Source organism: Sphingomonas abaci, assembly GCF_014199625.1.
GTDB lineage: Bacteria > Pseudomonadota > Alphaproteobacteria > Sphingomonadales > Sphingomonadaceae > Sphingomonas > Sphingomonas abaci.
The window spans coordinates 95,984-113,235 of record NZ_JACHNY010000008.1 but is presented as its reverse complement, the minus strand read 5'-3'; the positions used below and the strand labels follow the sequence as shown (position 1 = coordinate 113,235).

15 protein-coding genes are annotated in these 17,252 nt (G+C 61.3%); 7 read left to right on the top strand and 8 right to left on the bottom strand.

Translation table 11 applies throughout. From position 1 onward, the window contains the following. The first annotated feature begins 14 nt into the window (after positions 1 to 14). Positions 15 to 212: a helix-turn-helix transcriptional regulator gene (locus tag GGQ96_RS16770; protein WP_082731336.1), complete on the top strand. Its 198-nt coding sequence runs from the start codon at positions 15 to 17 to the stop codon at positions 210 to 212. On the opposite strand, the gene GGQ96_RS16765 is transcribed toward GGQ96_RS16770, so the two are convergent. Next, a complete protein-coding gene (locus GGQ96_RS16765; protein WP_066773505.1) occupies positions 209 to 472 on the bottom strand; it encodes a hypothetical protein in 264 nt (87 codons plus the stop codon). The genes GGQ96_RS16770 and GGQ96_RS16765 overlap by 4 nt on opposite strands. An 85-nt stretch (positions 473 to 557) precedes the next feature. On the opposite strand from GGQ96_RS16765, the gene GGQ96_RS16760 reads away from it, so the two are divergent. Beyond that, entirely contained in the window at positions 558 to 764 is a 207-nt protein-coding gene (locus GGQ96_RS16760; RefSeq protein ID WP_066773553.1) for a helix-hairpin-helix domain-containing protein, read from the top strand. A gap of 531 nt (positions 765 to 1,295) precedes the next feature. Here GGQ96_RS16760 and GGQ96_RS16755 read toward each other — a convergent pair. The 3 genes from GGQ96_RS16755 to GGQ96_RS16745 are packed head-to-tail and all read right to left on the bottom strand — an operon-like array spanning position 1,296 to position 7,025. Beyond that, on the bottom strand, positions 1,296 to 4,559 hold the full coding sequence (locus tag GGQ96_RS16755) for an error-prone DNA polymerase (protein ID WP_066773501.1): 3,264 nt from the start codon (positions 4,557 to 4,559) through the stop codon (positions 1,296 to 1,298). After that, positions 4,556 to 6,349, bottom strand: coding sequence for a DNA polymerase Y family protein (locus tag GGQ96_RS16750; RefSeq protein WP_242417102.1), 1,794 nt, complete (start codon positions 6,347 to 6,349; stop codon positions 4,556 to 4,558). The genes GGQ96_RS16755 and GGQ96_RS16750 overlap by 4 nt, the downstream gene beginning before the upstream one ends. Next, on the bottom strand, positions 6,264 to 7,025 hold the full coding sequence (locus GGQ96_RS16745) for an ImuA family protein (protein WP_183937299.1): 762 nt from the start codon (positions 7,023 to 7,025) through the stop codon (positions 6,264 to 6,266). The genes GGQ96_RS16750 and GGQ96_RS16745 overlap by 86 nt, the downstream gene beginning before the upstream one ends. 167 nt (positions 7,026 to 7,192) lie before the next feature. Here GGQ96_RS16745 and GGQ96_RS16740 point away from each other — a divergent pair, with 167 nt between their 5' ends. Next, positions 7,193 to 7,639, top strand: a complete 447-nt coding sequence (locus GGQ96_RS16740) for a hypothetical protein (RefSeq protein ID WP_066773494.1) — start codon at positions 7,193 to 7,195, stop codon at positions 7,637 to 7,639. Here the strand turns inward: GGQ96_RS16740 and GGQ96_RS16735 are convergent. After that, positions 7,636 to 7,812: a hypothetical protein gene (locus tag GGQ96_RS16735; protein ID WP_156442302.1), complete on the bottom strand. Its 177-nt coding sequence runs from the start codon at positions 7,810 to 7,812 to the stop codon at positions 7,636 to 7,638. The genes GGQ96_RS16740 and GGQ96_RS16735 overlap by 4 nt on opposite strands. Before the next feature lie 41 nt (positions 7,813 to 7,853). Between GGQ96_RS16735 and GGQ96_RS16730 the strand changes: the two genes are divergently transcribed. Together GGQ96_RS16730 and GGQ96_RS16725 are read left to right on the top strand one after the other, a co-directional pair. Next, positions 7,854 to 8,123, top strand: a complete 270-nt coding sequence (locus tag GGQ96_RS16730) for an HU family DNA-binding protein (RefSeq protein WP_066773491.1) — start codon at positions 7,854 to 7,856, stop codon at positions 8,121 to 8,123. Positions 8,124 to 8,168: 45 nt separating this feature from the next. Next, a complete protein-coding gene (locus GGQ96_RS16725) occupies positions 8,169 to 8,792 on the top strand; it encodes an SOS response-associated peptidase (protein WP_082731335.1) in 624 nt (207 codons plus the stop codon). Between the two features lie 49 nt (positions 8,793 to 8,841). Here GGQ96_RS16725 and GGQ96_RS16720 read toward each other — a convergent pair whose 3' ends face one another. The 3 genes from GGQ96_RS16720 to GGQ96_RS16710 form a co-directional block, all read right to left on the bottom strand. After that, complete coding sequence (locus tag GGQ96_RS16720) at positions 8,842 to 9,642, bottom strand: hypothetical protein (protein WP_183937298.1); 801 nt, start codon at positions 9,640 to 9,642, stop codon at positions 8,842 to 8,844. Positions 9,643 to 9,715: 73 nt separating this feature from the next. Further along, the gene (locus tag GGQ96_RS16715) at positions 9,716 to 12,202 is read right to left on the bottom strand and encodes a DEAD/DEAH box helicase (protein ID WP_184116618.1); all 2,487 of its coding nucleotides are present in this window, start codon (positions 12,200 to 12,202) and stop codon (positions 9,716 to 9,718) included. 562 nt (positions 12,203 to 12,764) lie between these two features. Then, positions 12,765 to 14,231 carry a benzaldehyde dehydrogenase gene (locus GGQ96_RS16710; RefSeq protein WP_022676122.1) on the bottom strand — a complete coding sequence of 489 codons (1,467 nt, stop codon included), beginning with the start codon at positions 14,229 to 14,231 and terminating at the stop codon, positions 12,765 to 12,767. A gap of 321 nt (positions 14,232 to 14,552) precedes the next feature. Here GGQ96_RS16710 and GGQ96_RS16705 point away from each other — a divergent pair, with 321 nt between their 5' ends. Both GGQ96_RS16705 and GGQ96_RS16700 read left to right on the top strand, forming a co-directional pair. After that, positions 14,553 to 16,277, top strand: coding sequence for a GMC family oxidoreductase (locus GGQ96_RS16705; RefSeq protein ID WP_066667186.1), 1,725 nt, complete (start codon positions 14,553 to 14,555; stop codon positions 16,275 to 16,277). A gap of 32 nt (positions 16,278 to 16,309) precedes the next feature. Further along, positions 16,310 to 17,218 carry a transporter gene (locus tag GGQ96_RS16700; protein WP_066667187.1) on the top strand — a complete coding sequence of 303 codons (909 nt, stop codon included), beginning with the start codon at positions 16,310 to 16,312 and terminating at the stop codon, positions 17,216 to 17,218. The last annotated feature ends 34 nt before the right edge of the window (positions 17,219 to 17,252 follow it).

Here is a 17,252-nt window from a genome sequence, read left to right as displayed (position 1 = left end):
TCACCTTCTAAGCCGTGGCGGGTCTTTGCAACAGGCTGAAGGTCCTCCGCAAAGAGCGTGGTTGGAGCCAAGCACAGCTCGCTGAAAGGCTTCAGATCTCACGGCAAGCGGTCAACGCGATCGAAACGGGGAAGCACGATCCATCGTTGTCTAGCGCGTTCCAGATTGCACGCCTTTTCAGTCGACCGATTGCCGAAATCTTCGGCGACTAGGTCAAGGTTTTCGGTGACGGGACGTAGGGATGTGCCTGGCGCACAACCTCTGCGGCTTTCGCAATGGCGTCGATCTCCTTCATCGTGCCGCTCTGATCAATCCTCCAATTTGACCGGGGATTGAATACGATGGGCAAAGCCGTCACCTCGCCTATCAGCTTTTCCCAGTGCGCTTCGGGCTTGCCAGTGACGCCAGCGAGTAAATGGGCGAGCAGCGCCCGAATATCGTTCGTGTCTTCCGGAGCGTCATGGTTGGCCATTGGTCACCCTTTCTCGCCGTTCTGCGGCAGTCTGAACCGGGAGGGGCTCCTATCGGTTTGCTACCGGCAAACGAAAAGGATGACCATGAGCGACGCATCTCTCGTCAACGTAAACACTGCGACGGCCGAGCAGCTGGATGCTGTTCCCGAGCTCAAAGGCCATGGTTTCGAGATTGTGCGCTACCGTGAGGAGCGCGGCAAGTTCACCGATCTTCGTCAGCTTGATGAGGTGCCCGGCATGGCCGGAAAGGCCGACGGCGGAAGGTCTGCACTGACCGTTGGCGACGCCTGATGCCTTAGCGGCGCAGGATCGGCACCGACGATACAGAAGCATGGCCGCGGCGACCGCATCCTCGGCATCGCAACCGAATGACCTTGGATGCCACGTCGCCGTCGCCATGAAACCGTTCGAGGATTTGGCCTGCCGGCATGTTCATGCTCCGACCGCAGACGCATGCAATCCGCATGTCGGCGCGATCGGCCGCCCATTCACCGAGCGTTTTGTACGGTGCCTCGATCGTCGGCCGTTTGCTCACAGCGGTGACACGTCCTCATACCGTCCCGCCTTGCGAAGCTGGCGAACGATCCCGTTAAACGCGGCCGTCACGCCTTGGGCTCTGCCAATTTCGTTCGTCTGGGATGCTGCATCCCAATAGAGCTCGAGGGGCCAACGTTCAGGGCAGTGGGGTAGAAGACAGCGTAGCGCGAGACGGACTTCCATGCCGTCGACGGTCGTCTCCGAACACCTGGCCACGCCGGCACGCAGGATGTGCACCGACAGCGCGATCACCACGCGCTGGTGCCGAGGCAGCGTCGACACGGATTAGTGGAAGTCGTGCGATTTGAAGCGCGCGACCTCCTCAGGATCCTTACCGTCCGCATGGGGCGGCCAGTATTGGTTGCGCGGCTCGGGCTGCCATCCCTTGTCCCCGCGATCCGGTGAGCCTGGATGTTGGCCCGCATCGCCGCGCCCGGTGCGGTGCGGGAAGGACATATCTCCGACACGGTGGAGCAGGTCGCCATGGTCGACGATCCGGTCGCAGATGACGTGGATCACCTCGCCTTCCTTCTGCACGCGCCCCTTTAGACCGACCATGGAGGCCGACATTACGGTTCGGCGCTGCGCCTCGAAGCGGTCGGGCCAAAGTATGCCGTTGGCGATTCCGGTCTCGTCCTCGATCGTTATGAACAGCACACCCTTCGCGGAACCGGGCTTCTGACGCACAAGGATGATGCCCGCGACTTCGACATGGCGGCCGTCGCGGACGCTGGCGAGATCCGCGCAGCGCGTCACGCCGCGACGTGTCAGCTCGTCACGCACGAACGTCAGCGGATGAGCACGGAGCGACAATTGCAGGTTGCGATAATCCTCGATCACCTCACGGCCATCAGTCAGCGCCCGCAGCTGCACCTCTGGCTCAATGCCTTCCGCGCTCAGTGTCTCGGCCGCGCGGTCAGCCGCGGCAAAGAGCGGCAGCGGAGCCTCGCCGAGCCCCCTCACCTTCCATAGACCCTGCCGGCGATCGGCACCGAAGCTGTGAAAGGCATCGCCGTCCGCCAGCTTCTCGATCGCGGCACGCTGCGCGCCGGATCGGCGCCACACGTCCTCGACGCAGTCATATGCGGTGGTGCTGCGCGCCGAGACGATTTTCGCTCCGTCAGCGTTCGATAGGCCGCGGATTACTCGCAGGCCAAGCCGCACCGCCAAATAACGCCCGCCTGTTCGCTCGAGGGTGCAATCCCACCGGCTCGCATTGACGCAAGGTGGCCGCACCTCGACCCCGTGCTCGCGCGCGTCGCGGACGATCTGTGCGGGCGCGTAGAAGCCCATGGGCTGCGCGTTCATCAGCGCGGCGCAGAACACGTCCGGATGATGGTGTTTCATCCAGCTGCTCGCATAGGAGATCTTGGCGAAGCTGGCGGCGTGGCTCTCGGGGAAGCCGTAGGAGCCGAAGCCCTCAAGCTGGCGGAAGGTGCGCTCCGCGAAGTCGCGGGGATAGCCGCGTGCGACCATGCCCTCGATCAGCTTCTCGCTGAAATGGCTGACCCCGCCGGTGAATTTGAAGGTGGCCATGGCGCGGCGCAGCTGGTCCGCCTCGGCCGGCGTGAAGCCCGCGCCGACGATGGCGACCTTCATGGCTTGCTCCTGAAACAGGGGAACGCCGAGGGTCTTTTCCAACACCGCGCGCAGCTCCGGGCGCGGGTACTCCGGCCGTTCCAGCCCCTCACGCCGGCGAAGGTACGGGTGGACCATGTCACCCTGGATCGGCCCCGGCCGCACGATCGCGACCTGGATCACGAGGTCATAGAAGCGGCGCGGTTTCATGCGCGGCAGCATGCTCATCTGCGCGCGGCTCTCGATCTGGAAGGTGCCGAGCGTGTCAGCCTTCTGGATCATGGCGTAGACGGCCGGGTCATCGTCCTGCAGGTCGGCCAATCCAACCCGAATGCCTTTGTCCTGTTCGAGTAGGTTGAAGGCCCGGTTCATGCAGCCGAGCATGCCGAGGCCGAGGACGTCGACCTTCATGAACTTGAGGGAGTCGATGTCGTCCTTGTCCCACTCGATGATCTGCCGATCCTCCATCGCAGCGGGCTCGATCGGCACTAGGTCGTCAAGGCGATCATGGGTCAGCACGAAGCCGCCCGGGTGCTGCGACATGTGACGCGGCACGCCGATCAGCTTGCGCGCGAGGTCGAGCGTCAGGCGCAGCCGGCGATCGGCGATGTCGAGGTTGAGCTCGTCGACCTGCTTCTCGCCGACGCCTTCGGCCGACCAGCCCCACACAAGGCCGGCGAGCGAGGAGGTCAGGTCCTCAGGCAGCCCAAGCGCCTTGCCGACGTCGCGCACCGCGCCGCGCGCGCGGTATCGCGTCACGACCGCCGTCAGCGCGGAGTGGTTGCGACCGTATGTCTCATAGATCCACTGGATGATCTCCTCGCGGCGCTCATGCTCGAAGTCGACGTCGATGTCGGGCGGTTCGCGGCGCTCCCCCGACACGAAGCGCTCGAACAGCAGCTCATGCTTGATCGGATCGATCGAGGTGACGCCGAGCACGAAGCACACGCAGCTGTTTGCGGCCGAGCCGCGGCCTTGGCAGAGGATCCCGCGCCGACGCGCCTCGCGCACGATGGCGTACACGGTGAGGAAGTACGGTGCGTAGCCTAGCTCGCCGATCAGCCGCATCTCATGCGCGATCTGCGTCGTGTAGGCCTCCGGCACGTTGCCGTCGAACATCCGCTCGACCGCTTCGGTCGCCAGCTTCTCCAAGGCTTCTTGCGCTGACAGCCCTTCGATCAGGCGCTCGTGCGGGTACTGATAGGCCAGCTCGCCAAGGTCGAAAGTGCAGATGCGCGCAATGTCGACGCTGGCCTGTAGCGCGTCCGGATAGGCGCGGAATCGCCGGACCATCTCGTCTGGCGACTTGAGCGCCCGGTCCGCGTTCACCTCCCGGCGATAGCCGAGCTCGTCGACGGTGCATTTCTCGCGCACTGCAGTCACGACGTCCTGCAGCAGTCGTGCCTCGGGCGCATGATAGAGGACGTCGCCTGTCACGACGGCACGGACGCCTGCCCCGCCCGCCTGTCGCGCCAGCGCATCGATGCGGACCGCGTCCCCCGGCCGACGCCGCTGGAACAGGGCCATATAGCCGCGACGCCCGTAGATAGCCTTCAGGTCCTTCAGCGCGGCGACGTTCTCCTCGTCCGCCTCGTGCGGCAGCAGGATGGCGACAACACCCTCGGACCACGGCTCGAGGTCGTGCCAGTGGAGGAGGCACCCGCCCTTGCCCGCCCGCTTCTTGCCGACGGTGAGCAGCCGCGTGATCCTCGACCAGGCGGGCCGGTCGGTCGGATAGAGCAGCAGGCGCCGGCCGCAGGACAGATCGACGCGCGTGCCCGCGATCGAGCGGACGCCTGTGGCTTTCTGCGCCTCCCATGCCCGTACGACACCCCCAACGGTGCCGATGTCGCTGACGCCGATCGCCGGGTAGCCGAGCAGCGCCGCGGCCGCGAACAGCTCCTCCGGCGACGACGCGCCGCGCAGGAGCGAAAAATGGGTGAGCACCTGTAGCTCGACATAGTGGGTCATCCGAAGACCCCGTGCATCCACCAGGACAGGTCGCCCGTATCTTCCTCGAAACCGTCACCGCGGCGGAAGACCCAGTAGCGGCCGCCCGCATCGTCCTCGACACGGTAATAGTCCCGCACCGCCCACACCTCGGCATCGCGGCGCCACCACTCGCCGTGCACGCGCTCGGGGCCGTCGCCGGCAACGATCTTGTAGGTCTTGCCCCGCCACTCGAACCGACGCGGTGGCTGGTCCGGCATCAGCGCCATCACGCGCGCCAGCGGTTCAGGCCGGGCAAAGAGGCGGATCGGGCGCTTCCATGCCGGCCATGATCCTGGCATCTCCACCGGGTCGGAGCGGGTGACGGCCCGCTCCGGCACATGGCTTTCGACGGGCGCAAGCCGGTAGACGGCATAGCCTCCAATCCTGCCGGCGATGACGTCGACGAGGCGCGCCGGGTCCCGCACCAGCGTCTCGCCGGCGAGGACCGCGCCAAGGTCGACCGCATCCAACGGTTCGGTATGCGGCGCGACCAGCCAGAATTGCTCGAGACCCATGCCAGGGTCGATCCGCTCGATCCTGAGCTTCAGGAGCCTGAGAAGGTGCGATACCTCGCGCGTCGGCCGCGACGTGCCGACACCCACGACCTGTTCCGTGCCGTCGACGCGCACGGCCGTGAGGCGGAGTGCCCGTGCGCCCAAGCCTCGCGCCTCCAGGACCTGCGCTAGATCGTTCAGCAGGTCGCCCATAACCTGTTCGATCGCCTCAGCTGTGCCGATCGGCTCAAGGAGGCGACGTTCGACGATCGGAACTTCGGCATCCTCGCGCGGGGTGATTGGCTCGGCCACGGCGCCGAGCGCCTGGTCCAGACGCGTGATCGCCGGCAGGCCGAGCCGACGCGCCAGCGGTCCGCGCGCGACCGGCAGCAGATCCGCTATCGTCTCGAAGCCGAAGCGTTTGGCCGCGCTGATGGCGCTCGGCGCCAGGCGCAATGCGACGATCGGCAGCGGCGAGATCGCACTGGCGGTTGCACCCGGCTCGACGCGGGTCAGCTCGCTGCGGCCGAAGCGAGCGAGGGCATGGGCCGCCCCTGCCGTATCAGCGACGGCCACGCGTGCGGTAAAGCCGGCACGACGGCAGAAGGCGATCAGCCGCCTGCAGAACCGCTCCTCACCACCATGCAGATGCGCGCAGCCAGCAAGGTCGATCCAGAGCCCATCGGCGGGCGTGACAGCAGCAATCGGAGACCAGCGCCGAACCGCGAACAGCGCCAAGCGGTCGAGGAGTGCAGCATCAGCCTCCGGCTCGGCCGGACGGAAATCGAGATCCGATACGAGCGCGCGCGCATGGGTCGCAGCCATACCGGGATGGATGCCAAGCGCCCGTGCGCCTTCGCAGGCAGCAACCACCTCCTCGCGCCGGCCAGCCTTCCCGATAAGCGCCAGAGGTGGAAAGCCATGGGTTTTAATATCCAACGGCGATGCTTTTGGCTCCGGATGCCCTGCGATCACGGTCTTATAGGGGTGGCTTGCTGCCTCCGATCGCCGGCCGAGCTCGCGCATAGGCGGCTGCGCATGTGTTGGCAGCGCCGCGATCTGCGTCTCGACGTCGACGCGGGACGGCAGGCCCTCGCGTGCCCACCGCGCACCTGGCCGCCAACCGCCGCCCCGCGGCACCGAACAGGCGCCGGGGTCGTCATCTACCGGCAGCTCGAGGACAAGCCGTTCAGGCTGCCGCGAAGCGGACCGTTCCAACCGTCTCAGCCGCTCGATGGCCAAGTCCGGCAGGAACAGCGAGACGACCCGTCTCATCGCTGCCCTCCACAATCAGGGAGAAGCCCTCACCACCACGCTGGCGAGCGCATTCCACCGTCCATCTCGCCCTTCCTACACCCGCGACCTCAAGCCGCTCGGACGGTGTGGTGCCGATCCGCCAGCGGGTCCAGGCCGCGGATGGTTCGGCAAGCGGATCCTCGTTGAGTCCGCGTCGACGGCGCAAAAGCAGGACCGGCATGTCAGCCTCGGCCGCGACCAACTGCAGGCGGCGGGTGGCGACCATGGAGACTTTGCTCGCCTCCGCGACGATGGCAGACGGTGTACCGTCGCGCACCGTATCCTCGATCACCGCCAGAAGGGCCGCGTCATCGCGCGGTTGGGCATGGATCACGGCTGCGCTGGGTAAGCCGATCTGCTCCAGCGCCGGCGCATACAGGTCAGCGCGGCAGCTCGCCCACAACACCGGCCCGCCTGTCGCAGCAGCTTCGCGCGCGGCGATGCTGGCGAGGAAGAGGGTCGTCGCCGCGTCGTCGACCATCGTGGCACTCTGTGCCGTCGCCTCGTGTAGCGCGCCCGCGCGAAGGCCCCCTGCCCCGAGCCGCCCGTCGATCGCATCGACACCGAAAGGCATGATGCGGAAGTCGGTCGCGGGTGTGGCGATCGTCCGAAGATGCGCTATGGTCGGCGCTGATGAATCAAGGGCGGCGGGCATAAGGGTTAGACTCTACTCGTTCCCTTTATGTTCCGTTACCGAGCTCTATTGGTCAAGCCTCGATCCTCTCGGTTCATCGTTTCGCGGTGGAACACCTGCAAAACGGTGTGAAAACAAACGGCGAAAATCAGCTTTCCAAGGCTGGTCGCGTGACTCATAGAAATGCGATGCCGATCCGCGCCGAAAACCGTTGGCTTTACCCGATCGACTGGCAGCAGCTGTCAGGCACGATCCGGTTCGACCGCGCCGGCAGGCGCTGCGAGCAATGCGGTCGGCCGCACCTTCGGCGGGTCGCTCACCTTGGCGATGGACGCTGGTGGGATGCCGATGCGAGGTGTTGGCGGTCAGACCAGGGCAAGCGGGTTTCGATGAAGGGCGGCTTTACGCTGGCGAGCGTCCGGACGACCTATGTCGTGCTGGCATGCGCGCACCTCGATCATGATCCGAGCAACAGCGCCCCGGCTAACCTGCGAGCGCTCTGTCAACGCTGCCACATGATCCACGATGCGGCCGAGCACCGCTGGCAGCGCTGGTGGAATGGGTTTCGGCTGCGGGCGATGCGGGACCTGTATGAGGATCCGCGCATCACCCGCGAGCGACACGCTGCAAGTTAGAGGTCAATGTTTCGGTTCTTCATGGCGTCAGCCGCGATGTCAGCGATCGGCCCTATCCCGCCGACTGCCTCATAGATCACGGTAACATCGTGGTCCTCGAGCTTGTCGAGCATCAGCGCAACCGCTCGGGCGTTCGCCTCATCCAGTACGGTCTTTGTGTCGTCGCTCGTCATGAGTAAGGATTCCGCTCGTTTTTCTAGGGAGCATGAATAGCATGAACATCAGCGAGCTGGCCAAGGGCGTCGCCACGTCGACGGGATCGAGCGAAGCCGACGCCAAGAAGGCGATCACGGCGGTTTTCGATCAGATCGCGGACGCTGCAGCGAAGGGCGATGAAGTCTCGATCCCTGGTTTCGGCAAGTTTGCCGTCAAGGATCGGCCCGAGCGGCAGGGCCGCAACCCGGCGACCGGCGAAGCCATGACGATCGCGGCGTCGAAGAAGGTGTCGTTTACCGCCGCGAAGGGTCTGAAGGACAAGCTCTGACGAACAAGCGCCGGCGATCGTCGCCGGCGCCGATAGGAGGCGCTGATGTGTAATCGGTATCGATTAACGGCGAAGCAGGCCGAGGTGGCTGCGACGTTCGGCATCCGCACCCCCTATGAGGTGGAGGAGACGTTTCCAATTGGCGATATCTTCCCGACGGGGAAGAAGACGCCGTTCTATGGCGCTGTCGTTGTGCAGGATGGCGACGATCGCAGGCTCGAGCGCATGGAGTGGGGCGTGCCGACGCAGGTGCCGAGTAAGCGTGATCCGACGGTAAAGCTGACGAAGTACGTGACCAACGTGCGCAATCTCAGTTCCAGCTTCTGGCGGTCGATGCTGACCACCCCGGCTCGGCGTTGTCTCGTGCCGGTTACGTCGTTCTCTGAATATGGACTCGCGCCTGGTGAGGACGGCAAGAAGCCGCTGCACTGGTTCGACGTGCCCAGCCGACCTGTCTTCGCCTTTGCCGGAATTTGGAGACCGACGGAGCGCGGGAATGCTTATAGTTTTCTTACTACTGAGCCCAACTTCCTAGTCTCGCCTATACACCCCAAGGCAATGCCTGTCATTCTGCATGACGACGATTATGCTCGATGGCTCACTGGCCCCTGGAACGAGTTAGAGCCACTTGTATCTCCGTATCCGGCGCAACTCATGCGCTTAGAATAGCGCTGCACTTGCAAGCGGCCGCGCCGACTTTGCCTTTTATGCGGCACCGTTATGGGGATTTATGAGGCTTCGGCTTGGTAGGCTGCGGATGCGGATGTTGAATAGTGGTCTTCATCACAGTGAGGCCGTCGTCGCTCTTCACCCAATTGGCATTCCCCGATTGATCTATGACAATGATTTGCTGATCCGTCGGCATTGGATAACCAGAAATCCTCGATCCGCCGCTCGTAATAATTGATACGCAATCTGTTCTGCCGCCATTCGCCGCTGGTCTCTTTAGGCCAGCGCAAATCAAGGCACTCGATTTTGCTTCCTTCGCGAGCCGCATGCCCTCTTCGTAACCAACCGAGAGGACTGTACCTGATGCAAAGAAAAGACCGTACAGGATACCGAAGACGATCATGGCAACAAAGGGGCCGGACCCAATTATAATAGGTCCAAAGCAGCCTGCTGCCTTCATACCGTTCATGCCTGCTCGGCTGACCGCCCTTACGCGATGACCAACCTTCCGATCGATCCATCGTATTCTATCGATGATCGCTAGGCAGGTCATGCTTACAGCGCCGCCTAATATGCATATCAAGGTAACCGCCAGAAAGATCGCTGTCGCGGAGGCGTTCAGGATAGCGACTATTCCGGCTATGAAATCGCCAGCCGCAGTCTGGTCCTGCAAGCCGGATGGCAGGCCAAACTCATTGAACAACGAAAGCTGGGATGATTCTCCCACAAATAATATATAGGGAGGTATTAGCAGTGTGACGACTGGAAGCGAAAGGCGCAGGACCTTTACAGCGCGACCGAGGAAGCGCTGCCTTAAATTACCGTGCTGACCGTCTGCTAAAATAGGCACTTCCAGCCCTAACTCCGAAACGTCATATCGGTTCTAGGCGGGGCTACAGACACTCCGCCTCATCGATTTACGCCTATGCAAGTGGTACGGTAAACGCGTCTATAAAGCGATCTGCTGTCAGGTTATGTGTGGCGAGTTGTTGATGTACGGCCGCGGGGTCTCCAAGAACCTCCTCATTCGCCGCTTTAACGAAGTCCAAAAAGCTATCTCTAAGTAGCCGAAGCCGGTGCCCATCTATGACCCGGCAATCCGGTATAGCAGTGGCCTGCGGCCCTACATACGAGAGTGGATGAATGATAATCGGGATAAATGGCTCGGTATCCCCATATCGGTCTTTGAACCACTCGATTGATTGGCCGAGTTGGCCGAGGTCGCGCTTTTTTATGCCTTCCTCGGATCCAGCCTCATTTTTGCATTCTATGACCAGAAACTCCCTCCCTGGTAGCCGCCAGAGATTATCCGGACCTTCCTGATAGTCCTCCTCTGGCCGCTGCGAGAGCATCCCGATTGCTAGACCAAGCTGACGCACAGCCTCCTCAAAACGTTTGTAAGGCACGCGCTTAAAGGCAAGATCCTCCTTGACGTCCGTCGCGAAAAAGATCCGATCCTGATGCTCAAGACGGCGGGTCCGCAGGTAACGTATTGCAGACACAGCCTGAGCTTCGTTCACTGTTGAGAGGCGTTCATAGCTAAGCGCTTCGAGTGGGCGGGTTACGCTCCGGTTCAAAGCGTAGGCCGCCTTGGTTATTTTCTGCGCCTCTGCCCGATCGTGAAAGTGCGTAAGCTGCGCAAGGCGGCTCATCAACCAGGCCTTATTGTCATCGTCCGTTGCTGAGGTCACCACAGGTTGCAGCGTTGCGACTGCTCCCCTCGTATCGCCATCTCGAGCCAAGTCGATTGCGGATCGCAGGGTCACCTGCGTGCGGTCAAAGCGCAATTCATTTGATCCCTCGGCTTTCAGCAGTGCCGACCGCGCTGATTTTCGCCACCCGTCGTGCCTGCTCAGACAGTGGTCGACGACTTGAGCGACCTTTCCGATATCGATTGTCCCGCCCGCCGCCTTCTCGACCTGTTTCGCGAGTTTTAGAGAAAGGTCGAGCTGCGCACTCGTCGCGGCGGTAAGCATCGCCTTTCCGTCCGCAGAAAGAAGCCTCTCCGTCAACTTCGAGCCGAACAGGATGACGGCGCAAAAGTCGTCAATTGATCTCACGCCACGACCCATGCCTTGCTCTATCCGCTGCACCTGCCGGTGCAGAGTGACACCGGACGCGCTCAGCACTGTCATGTCCGCGCGTTCTACCAGCGATGCAGCCTCTGGCAGACCTACAATAGCGAGAACGCGGCACGCGTCGTCCGGGAGATCGATGCCGTCATATCTGTTCACAAGCACCGTCATACCGACGTGCGATTGCCTGAGCTTCGCGACACCGTCAGCAACATCATCGCCCATCAATATTTGGTCGGCGTGGTTAGCCCATTCCTCAGAAGCTGCTTTCGATGGAACAATAACGACGACGTTATGCTCCTTTGAAAGCTCCTTCAACATACCGCTGACGTCGTTGAACGTTATGTCCTTGTTGAGCTGTTGCGGCATCAAAATCATCCGCTCGCCCATTGTCGCGGAAGGCGTGGTTACCGCCACCTCCAGAACGTCAGGGTCTGCTCCAAAGTGAGTGGCTAGGATAGTGTCATCAGAGAGCGTCGCGGTCATGTAGATGCGCCGTTTGGCACGCCTAAAGGGGTTGACCAGGTCTGCCCAGGGATAGACGGCAGAAATCTCCATCTCTTGGCCGCCTATTATCACCCGGCAGAGCGCGAGGCCTTCGCCAAGGAATGGGACGACGTATTTGAAGGGCTTTTCGCTCTCGGCGTTGACTAACTCTGTCAGTAGTTCATCTGCAGCATCTTTGAGCGCCCAGTAGGGCACCTCAACGTAATCGCTGTGATCGTTAGCTTTAATCCGTTTGAGGCTGCGTGGGCTTTGTTGGTTGATTGCCTCCTCGAACCTGTTGAGAGCCCATTCGTAAACGGGATGGCTGGACGGGATCGTTAGCCGGAATTGCCGCTCAAGAGTGCGCAGGCATGCATGTGCATCGTCCACGACGATGGCGCCTATGGGGATCTTCTCGCCCTCTTTGGCGACGCCAAACACTGACATGCCATTAAAGACGTGATAGATGCTTGTAACGAGGATCTTAGAGCCGGCTTTGACATCAGGGTCCCGGGTGGCCGTAGAAACGGCGATACCCAAGCGATCTGCCTCCCATACTACTTGGTCGACTAGAAGGTTATCCGCGCATACAAATACGGCCGGATAAATTCCCTCATTAATCGAGCTTTGCAGAGCGAGCAGTCCGACGGTCGTCTTTCCGGATCCTACATTAAGCTTGATGACAGTGTCTTTAGACGTTCTCCGGGAGAACCACCCGTCGAGTACGTCCCGTTGAACATCCCGAAGAAAATCGAAATCCTTATGTTTGTCGAGGGTCTGGAATATCTCACGCGGGTTAATAGGTGCGACCTCGTCGTCATCCAGCAGCGCATCAAAGTCGATATCCATAAGGCACCCTCTTCCGATTAGAGTAGAGGACTCGCATTGATTACGCCTGCCCTGCAATGGGTAAATGTCTCTGCCTGGCTTCAATGTGTGCGGTCTGGTATGGGTATACCCTCTGCGTTCCTACTCTGGCCGGTCCGATTTCCGCCAAAATTGGACGTCATAAATTTGGCTCGGGTTGGCCCTTTGGTCCGCCTGAAGTCCTAACCAAGGAGGACCAAAGGGCACCCTACCAAACGGCACCGCAGAGCTCCTTTGAGGATTGAAGCTCTGCCTTATGTGCGCTCGCAAGACGGTGTCGGCGCGTTGAATTTACTGCTGGCGACTGTCCTACAAACGATAGGCCCGCGAGACAGTCGGGTGCTCCACCTCGATGCTTGGACACATGGGTGAGGTTATGTCTTAATCCTCGCTCTATGTAGATTCGTTTCAATGCGGCGTCGAACACCGCCTGGTACCGATCAGCGGCCAAGCGTTATGGGTTTGCGTGTGTTCATTGACGGGTATGCCACAGTCCTCGTGGCACACCTCACATTTCAATCGAACTATAATTTTCGAAGGCATTCTAGAAAGGGTAAGCGGGTGCTGTTCCCTTGATGGTCGTCCACTGCCAATGCGTAAACTCTTCCCAGTTCGCCGGGCCGCCGATCGATGTTCCGTTACCAGATGCTCCGACACCACCGAAAGGGTTAACGACGTCGTCGTTCACGGTTTGGTCGTTGATGTGGACCAGACCCGCCTGAAGGCGGTCACCAATGGCCATACCGCGTCCAACGTCGCGGGTGATGATCGCCGCGGACAGGCCGTATTCAGTGTCGTTGGCGAGCGCGATCGCCTGTTCATCACTCTCGAACGGTACGACAACCGCCACAGGCCCGAAGATTTCGTCGCTGAACGCAGGCATGTCCTTGCTTACCCCTGTCAGCACGGTCGGCTTGAAAAACAAACCATCGGACGTGCCACCCGCAGCTACCTTCGCACCTTGGGCAACGCTTCCATCTAGGACCTTGCGGGCGTGGTCGGCTTGCGTCTGGTTGATGAGCGGTCCAACCGCGACCTGCCCGGACATTGGATCGCCCACCGGCAGCGCTTCCGCGTGAGCTACGAGGCGCTTGGTGAACTCCTCGACGATGGTCGCATGCACCAGCACCCGCCCTGCAGACATGCAAATCTGTCCCTGATGAAGATAGCTCGCCCATGAGGCATTCTTGGCTGCCAGTTCGAGATCCGCGTCTTCGAGGACGATCAAAGAATTTTTACCGCCAAGTTCCAGCGAGACCTTTTTCAGGTTTTCGCTGGCCGTCTTGCCTACCATCCGACCAGCGGCGGTAGATCCAGTAAATTGAATCATGGCGACGTTCGGATCACGGCACAGCGCCTCGCCCGCGTCGCCGCGTCCCGGCAGTACCTGGAGGACGCCATTTGGTAGACCCGCAAGCTCGAACAACCGGGCGATCACGAAGCCGCCACAAATGGACGTGCGCGGATCGGGTTTTAGCACAACTGCATTGCCGACCGCGATCGCTGGTGCGACTGCGCGCATCGCCAGATAGAGCGGAAAGTTGAACGGGGCGATGATGCCTACGACGCCTAACGGTCGGCGACGGGCGAGGCTGATGCGCCCACGCTCGCTCGGCAGCACAAGCCCCTGCGCTTGCTGTGGCATGGCACCCGCAAGCGAGATCGACTTGATGGTTATAGACAGTTCGAATTCGGCCTTCGCTCTGACCGATCCACTCTCGCGCATGATCCACTCGACGATCTCGTCCCACCGCTCGGTTGCAACCTGCACAACCTTTGGAAAAACGGCTGCCCGATTATCCGGAGTATCGGAGGCCCATGCCTTCTGAGCGGCGCGCGCACTCGCGGCAGCCGCCGCGATGTCGTCGGGGCTGGCGATGCCGATCTTGCCTAACGTCGCTCCCGTTGCAGGTTCTTGAACGTCTGTCGTTGTCGACAGCGTTGTCCAGCTCCCGGTGAACGCCCCGCCGCTAAGCTGCTCGTCTCCGATCAGTTTTGTGCTGTCCGTCACTTCCGCTCTCCTAGCTTTTCGTTTGGCATAGCGTACCTTCGATCAACATCGGGCCGCAAAGACCGTTGAGGTCGCTCACCGATACCCAGTGGATATGATGACCCTAATTTAGGCGTTGTTTTCGGTCTACAAGCCAATTGGTGGTACGCAGGCGACCGTGGCGAGCTACCGTCAGGGTATTGGATAGATACAAGATCTGTATTGGACGGCAGTCGACTCTCGTCATTACGCTCCTGAAATCGACACGCACGAAAAGCGGCGATGCGTTCGGCTGGAGCCGAAGCGACACGATGCGGCGCCATTGCCGCAAGGAGAGGATTGATGAACGACGACGCGAGCATTCGGGCGCTCAACGCAGTCCTCGCCGCTGAGGATGGCTTGATGCAGGGGCGGCTCGAGCGGCGTGACTTCTTGCGAGTTGCCGCAATGGCGGGAATCGCTTCCACAACTGCTGTGAGCCGGGCCGCATTCGCGCAGGCCGCCCGCGAAAATCAGCTTCAGCTTGGCGCGGCACTCCAAAAGCAGTACGATTATATCGTTTGTGGCGCCGGTTCGTCCGGGTCGGTTGTCGCGCGCCGTCTCGCTGAAAACCCGGCGGTCAAAGTGCTGCTTCTTGAGGCAGGCGGCAGCGATCAGGTGCCGAGCGTTACCAATCCTGGCGTTTGGTTCACAAACCTCGGTAGCGAGCGGGACTGGGGCTTCAAGGGCGCGCCAAATCCCAAGATCAACAATCGCGAAATCCCATTATCGATGGGCAAGGTCCTGGGCGGCGGATCGTCGATCAACGTTATGATCTGGTCGCGTGGTCACAAGAACGACTGGGACTATTTCGCGAGTGAGTCCGGTGATCCGCGCTGGAGCTACGAGAACGTGCTCGGAATTTACCGCCGCATTGAGGATTACCAAGGTCCTGCCGATGCGCACCGACGAGGCAAGGGTGGTCTTGTATATGTCGGCGAAACACCAAATCCTTCGCCCATTGCGCCCGCGATGCTCGCATCGTGCAAAGGCGTTGGGATCCCGACTTTCCCTGATCAGAACGCCATCCTGATGGAGGGCGTCGGCGGGGCTGCGATCCCCAACGTTCGCTACAAGCCCGGCGAGCGCCTCAACGTGTTCAGCACCTATGTCCGGCCGATTCTGGATCGGCCGAACATCACGGTCCTCACGCAGGCGACGATCCGCAAGCTCACCACCAAGGGCACGCGCGTCACTGGGGTCGAGTTCACCCATGGCGGAAAGCTGATGACCATCGGTGCGACGCGCGAGGTAATTCTTTCGACCGGCGCGATCAACACGCCCAAGATCCTGATGCAGTCGGGCATCGGCGAGGCGGCGCAGCTTCGCAAATTCGGCATTCCTGTCGTCGCGGACCTCCCGGGTGTCGGCAAGAACTTCCAGGATCACGTGATGATCGCGGGTTGCGTCTGGGAGTACAAAGAGCCGATCGCGCCGCGCAACAATGCCGCCGAGGCAACTTTCTTTTGGAAGAGTGACTCCAAGCTCGACACGCCGGATTTGCAGCCGTTCCAGATCGAGATTCCCTACGTGAGTGAAGTCACGGGCAAGCAGTACAACCCGCCTGCTGGAAGCTGGTCGCTATCACCTGCCGTGGTGCGTCCGAAGAGCCGCGGTGAGATCACCATCACCGGTGCGGACCCCAGTTCCCCGGTCAACATTGCGGCAAATACCTTCGCTGAGCCCGATGACATGACGGCAATGCTCCGTTGCATCGAGCTTTGCCGCGAGATCGGCAATACCGGTCCACTCGCGGCTTTCAACAAGCGGGAGGTTATGCCGGGGAAGATCACTGGCGCCGACCTCCAGGACTTCGCCCGCAACGCGGCGGTGACCTACTGGCACCAGAGCTGCACCGCCAAGATGGGTCGGGATAACATGTCCGTCGTGGACGGGCAGTTGCGCGTTCACGGCATCCAGGGCCTCCGCATCGCGGACGCCTCGATCATGCCTCGCGTAACGACCGGCAATACCATGGCAGGCTGCGTCATCATCGGGGAGCAGGCTGCCAGCGCCATCACCGCCTAAACGAACACGATCAAAAAAGAGGGGAATGCACCATGCCGATTTCGGCAACGATCCGTGGCGTCCTGGCGACGTCCGCCGCCCTGCTGGGCTTTGCTGCCGCCATACCCGTTCAAGCTCAGACAGCGGTCGACCCCGGTGACTACACGGCGCTACCCCCCGGCACCGACCTCGCGCTGGTCTACGGCCAGTTCATCAACCGCGACAAGCTCAAGCTTCCAGGCGGCGGGGAGCTGAAGGACGACACCAATCTCAACACATCGGTCGCGCTGCTGCGCTACGTCCACTTCACGAAACTCGGGCCGTTCGTCGTCGATCCGCAAATCATCGTACCGGTGGGGTCGGTCCATGATGCTCGGGTTGGTGGGCAGAATCTGGGATCATCCACCGGTATCGGAGACGTTCTCGTCTTTGCGACGATCTGGTTTGTTAACAAGCCGAGCGATAACTATTCGACGTATCTCGGCTTCTCGCCGATCGTGGGTATCCCTACCGGGACGTACGACCGCAACAAGGCCGTCAACTTCGGCAATAATCGGTGGTCGTTCGATCCGCAGATTGGCTTCATCCAGGGGCTAGGCAAGAACGTCACCCTCGATCTCTACGGCGACGTGAACTTCTTCACGGTCAACAATGACGTCGGCGCGCTCAGCCAGCGGTTGACGAAGAAGCCCGTCTACCATGTCCAGAGCTGGCTTCGGTACGCCTTGCCCGACAAGAAGACGACGATCGCCATCGGCACCGCGAGTATGTGGGGAGGCAAGGAGCACCTCGACGGCGTCTATACCGGTCAGCGCTCTGAGCGTCAGCAGATTAGACTGGCGATCCAAAAATTCGTCGCGCCGAAGTGGCAGCTCGAGCTGATCGGCGGACGTGACGTACAATCACGAGAGGGCTTCAACGAAGCTGCCCGAATTCAGGTGCGGGTCCTAAAAATCCTCTGACCGACCCTGCGGAACCAAGCTCGAAGCCGAGGTG

Coding starts and splice junctions, on each gene's coding strand:
- GGQ96_RS16735 (WP_156442302.1), bottom strand. CDS start 7,812: ATGACGAGCGACGACACAAAGACCGTACTGGATGAGGCGAACGCCCGA.
- GGQ96_RS16745 (WP_183937299.1), bottom strand. CDS start 7,025: ATGCCCGCCGCCCTTGATTCATCAGCGCCGACCATAGCGCATCTTCGG.
- GGQ96_RS16765 (WP_066773505.1), bottom strand. CDS start 472: ATGGCCAACCATGACGCTCCGGAAGACACGAACGATATTCGGGCGCTG.
- GGQ96_RS16730 (WP_066773491.1), top strand. CDS start 7,854: ATGAACATCAGCGAGCTGGCCAAGGGCGTCGCCACGTCGACGGGATCG.
- GGQ96_RS16705 (WP_066667186.1), top strand. CDS start 14,553: ATGAACGACGACGCGAGCATTCGGGCGCTCAACGCAGTCCTCGCCGCT.
- GGQ96_RS16750 (WP_242417102.1), bottom strand. CDS start 6,349: ATGAGACGGGTCGTCTCGCTGTTCCTGCCGGACTTGGCCATCGAGCGG.
- GGQ96_RS16755 (WP_066773501.1), bottom strand. CDS start 4,559: ATGACCCACTATGTCGAGCTACAGGTGCTCACCCATTTTTCGCTCCTG.
- GGQ96_RS16725 (WP_082731335.1), top strand. CDS start 8,169: ATGTGTAATCGGTATCGATTAACGGCGAAGCAGGCCGAGGTGGCTGCG.
- GGQ96_RS16760 (WP_066773553.1), top strand. CDS start 558: ATGAGCGACGCATCTCTCGTCAACGTAAACACTGCGACGGCCGAGCAG.
- GGQ96_RS16715 (WP_184116618.1), bottom strand. CDS start 12,202: ATGGATATCGACTTTGATGCGCTGCTGGATGACGACGAGGTCGCACCT.
- GGQ96_RS16700 (WP_066667187.1), top strand. CDS start 16,310: ATGCCGATTTCGGCAACGATCCGTGGCGTCCTGGCGACGTCCGCCGCC.
- GGQ96_RS16740 (WP_066773494.1), top strand. CDS start 7,193: ATGCCGATCCGCGCCGAAAACCGTTGGCTTTACCCGATCGACTGGCAG.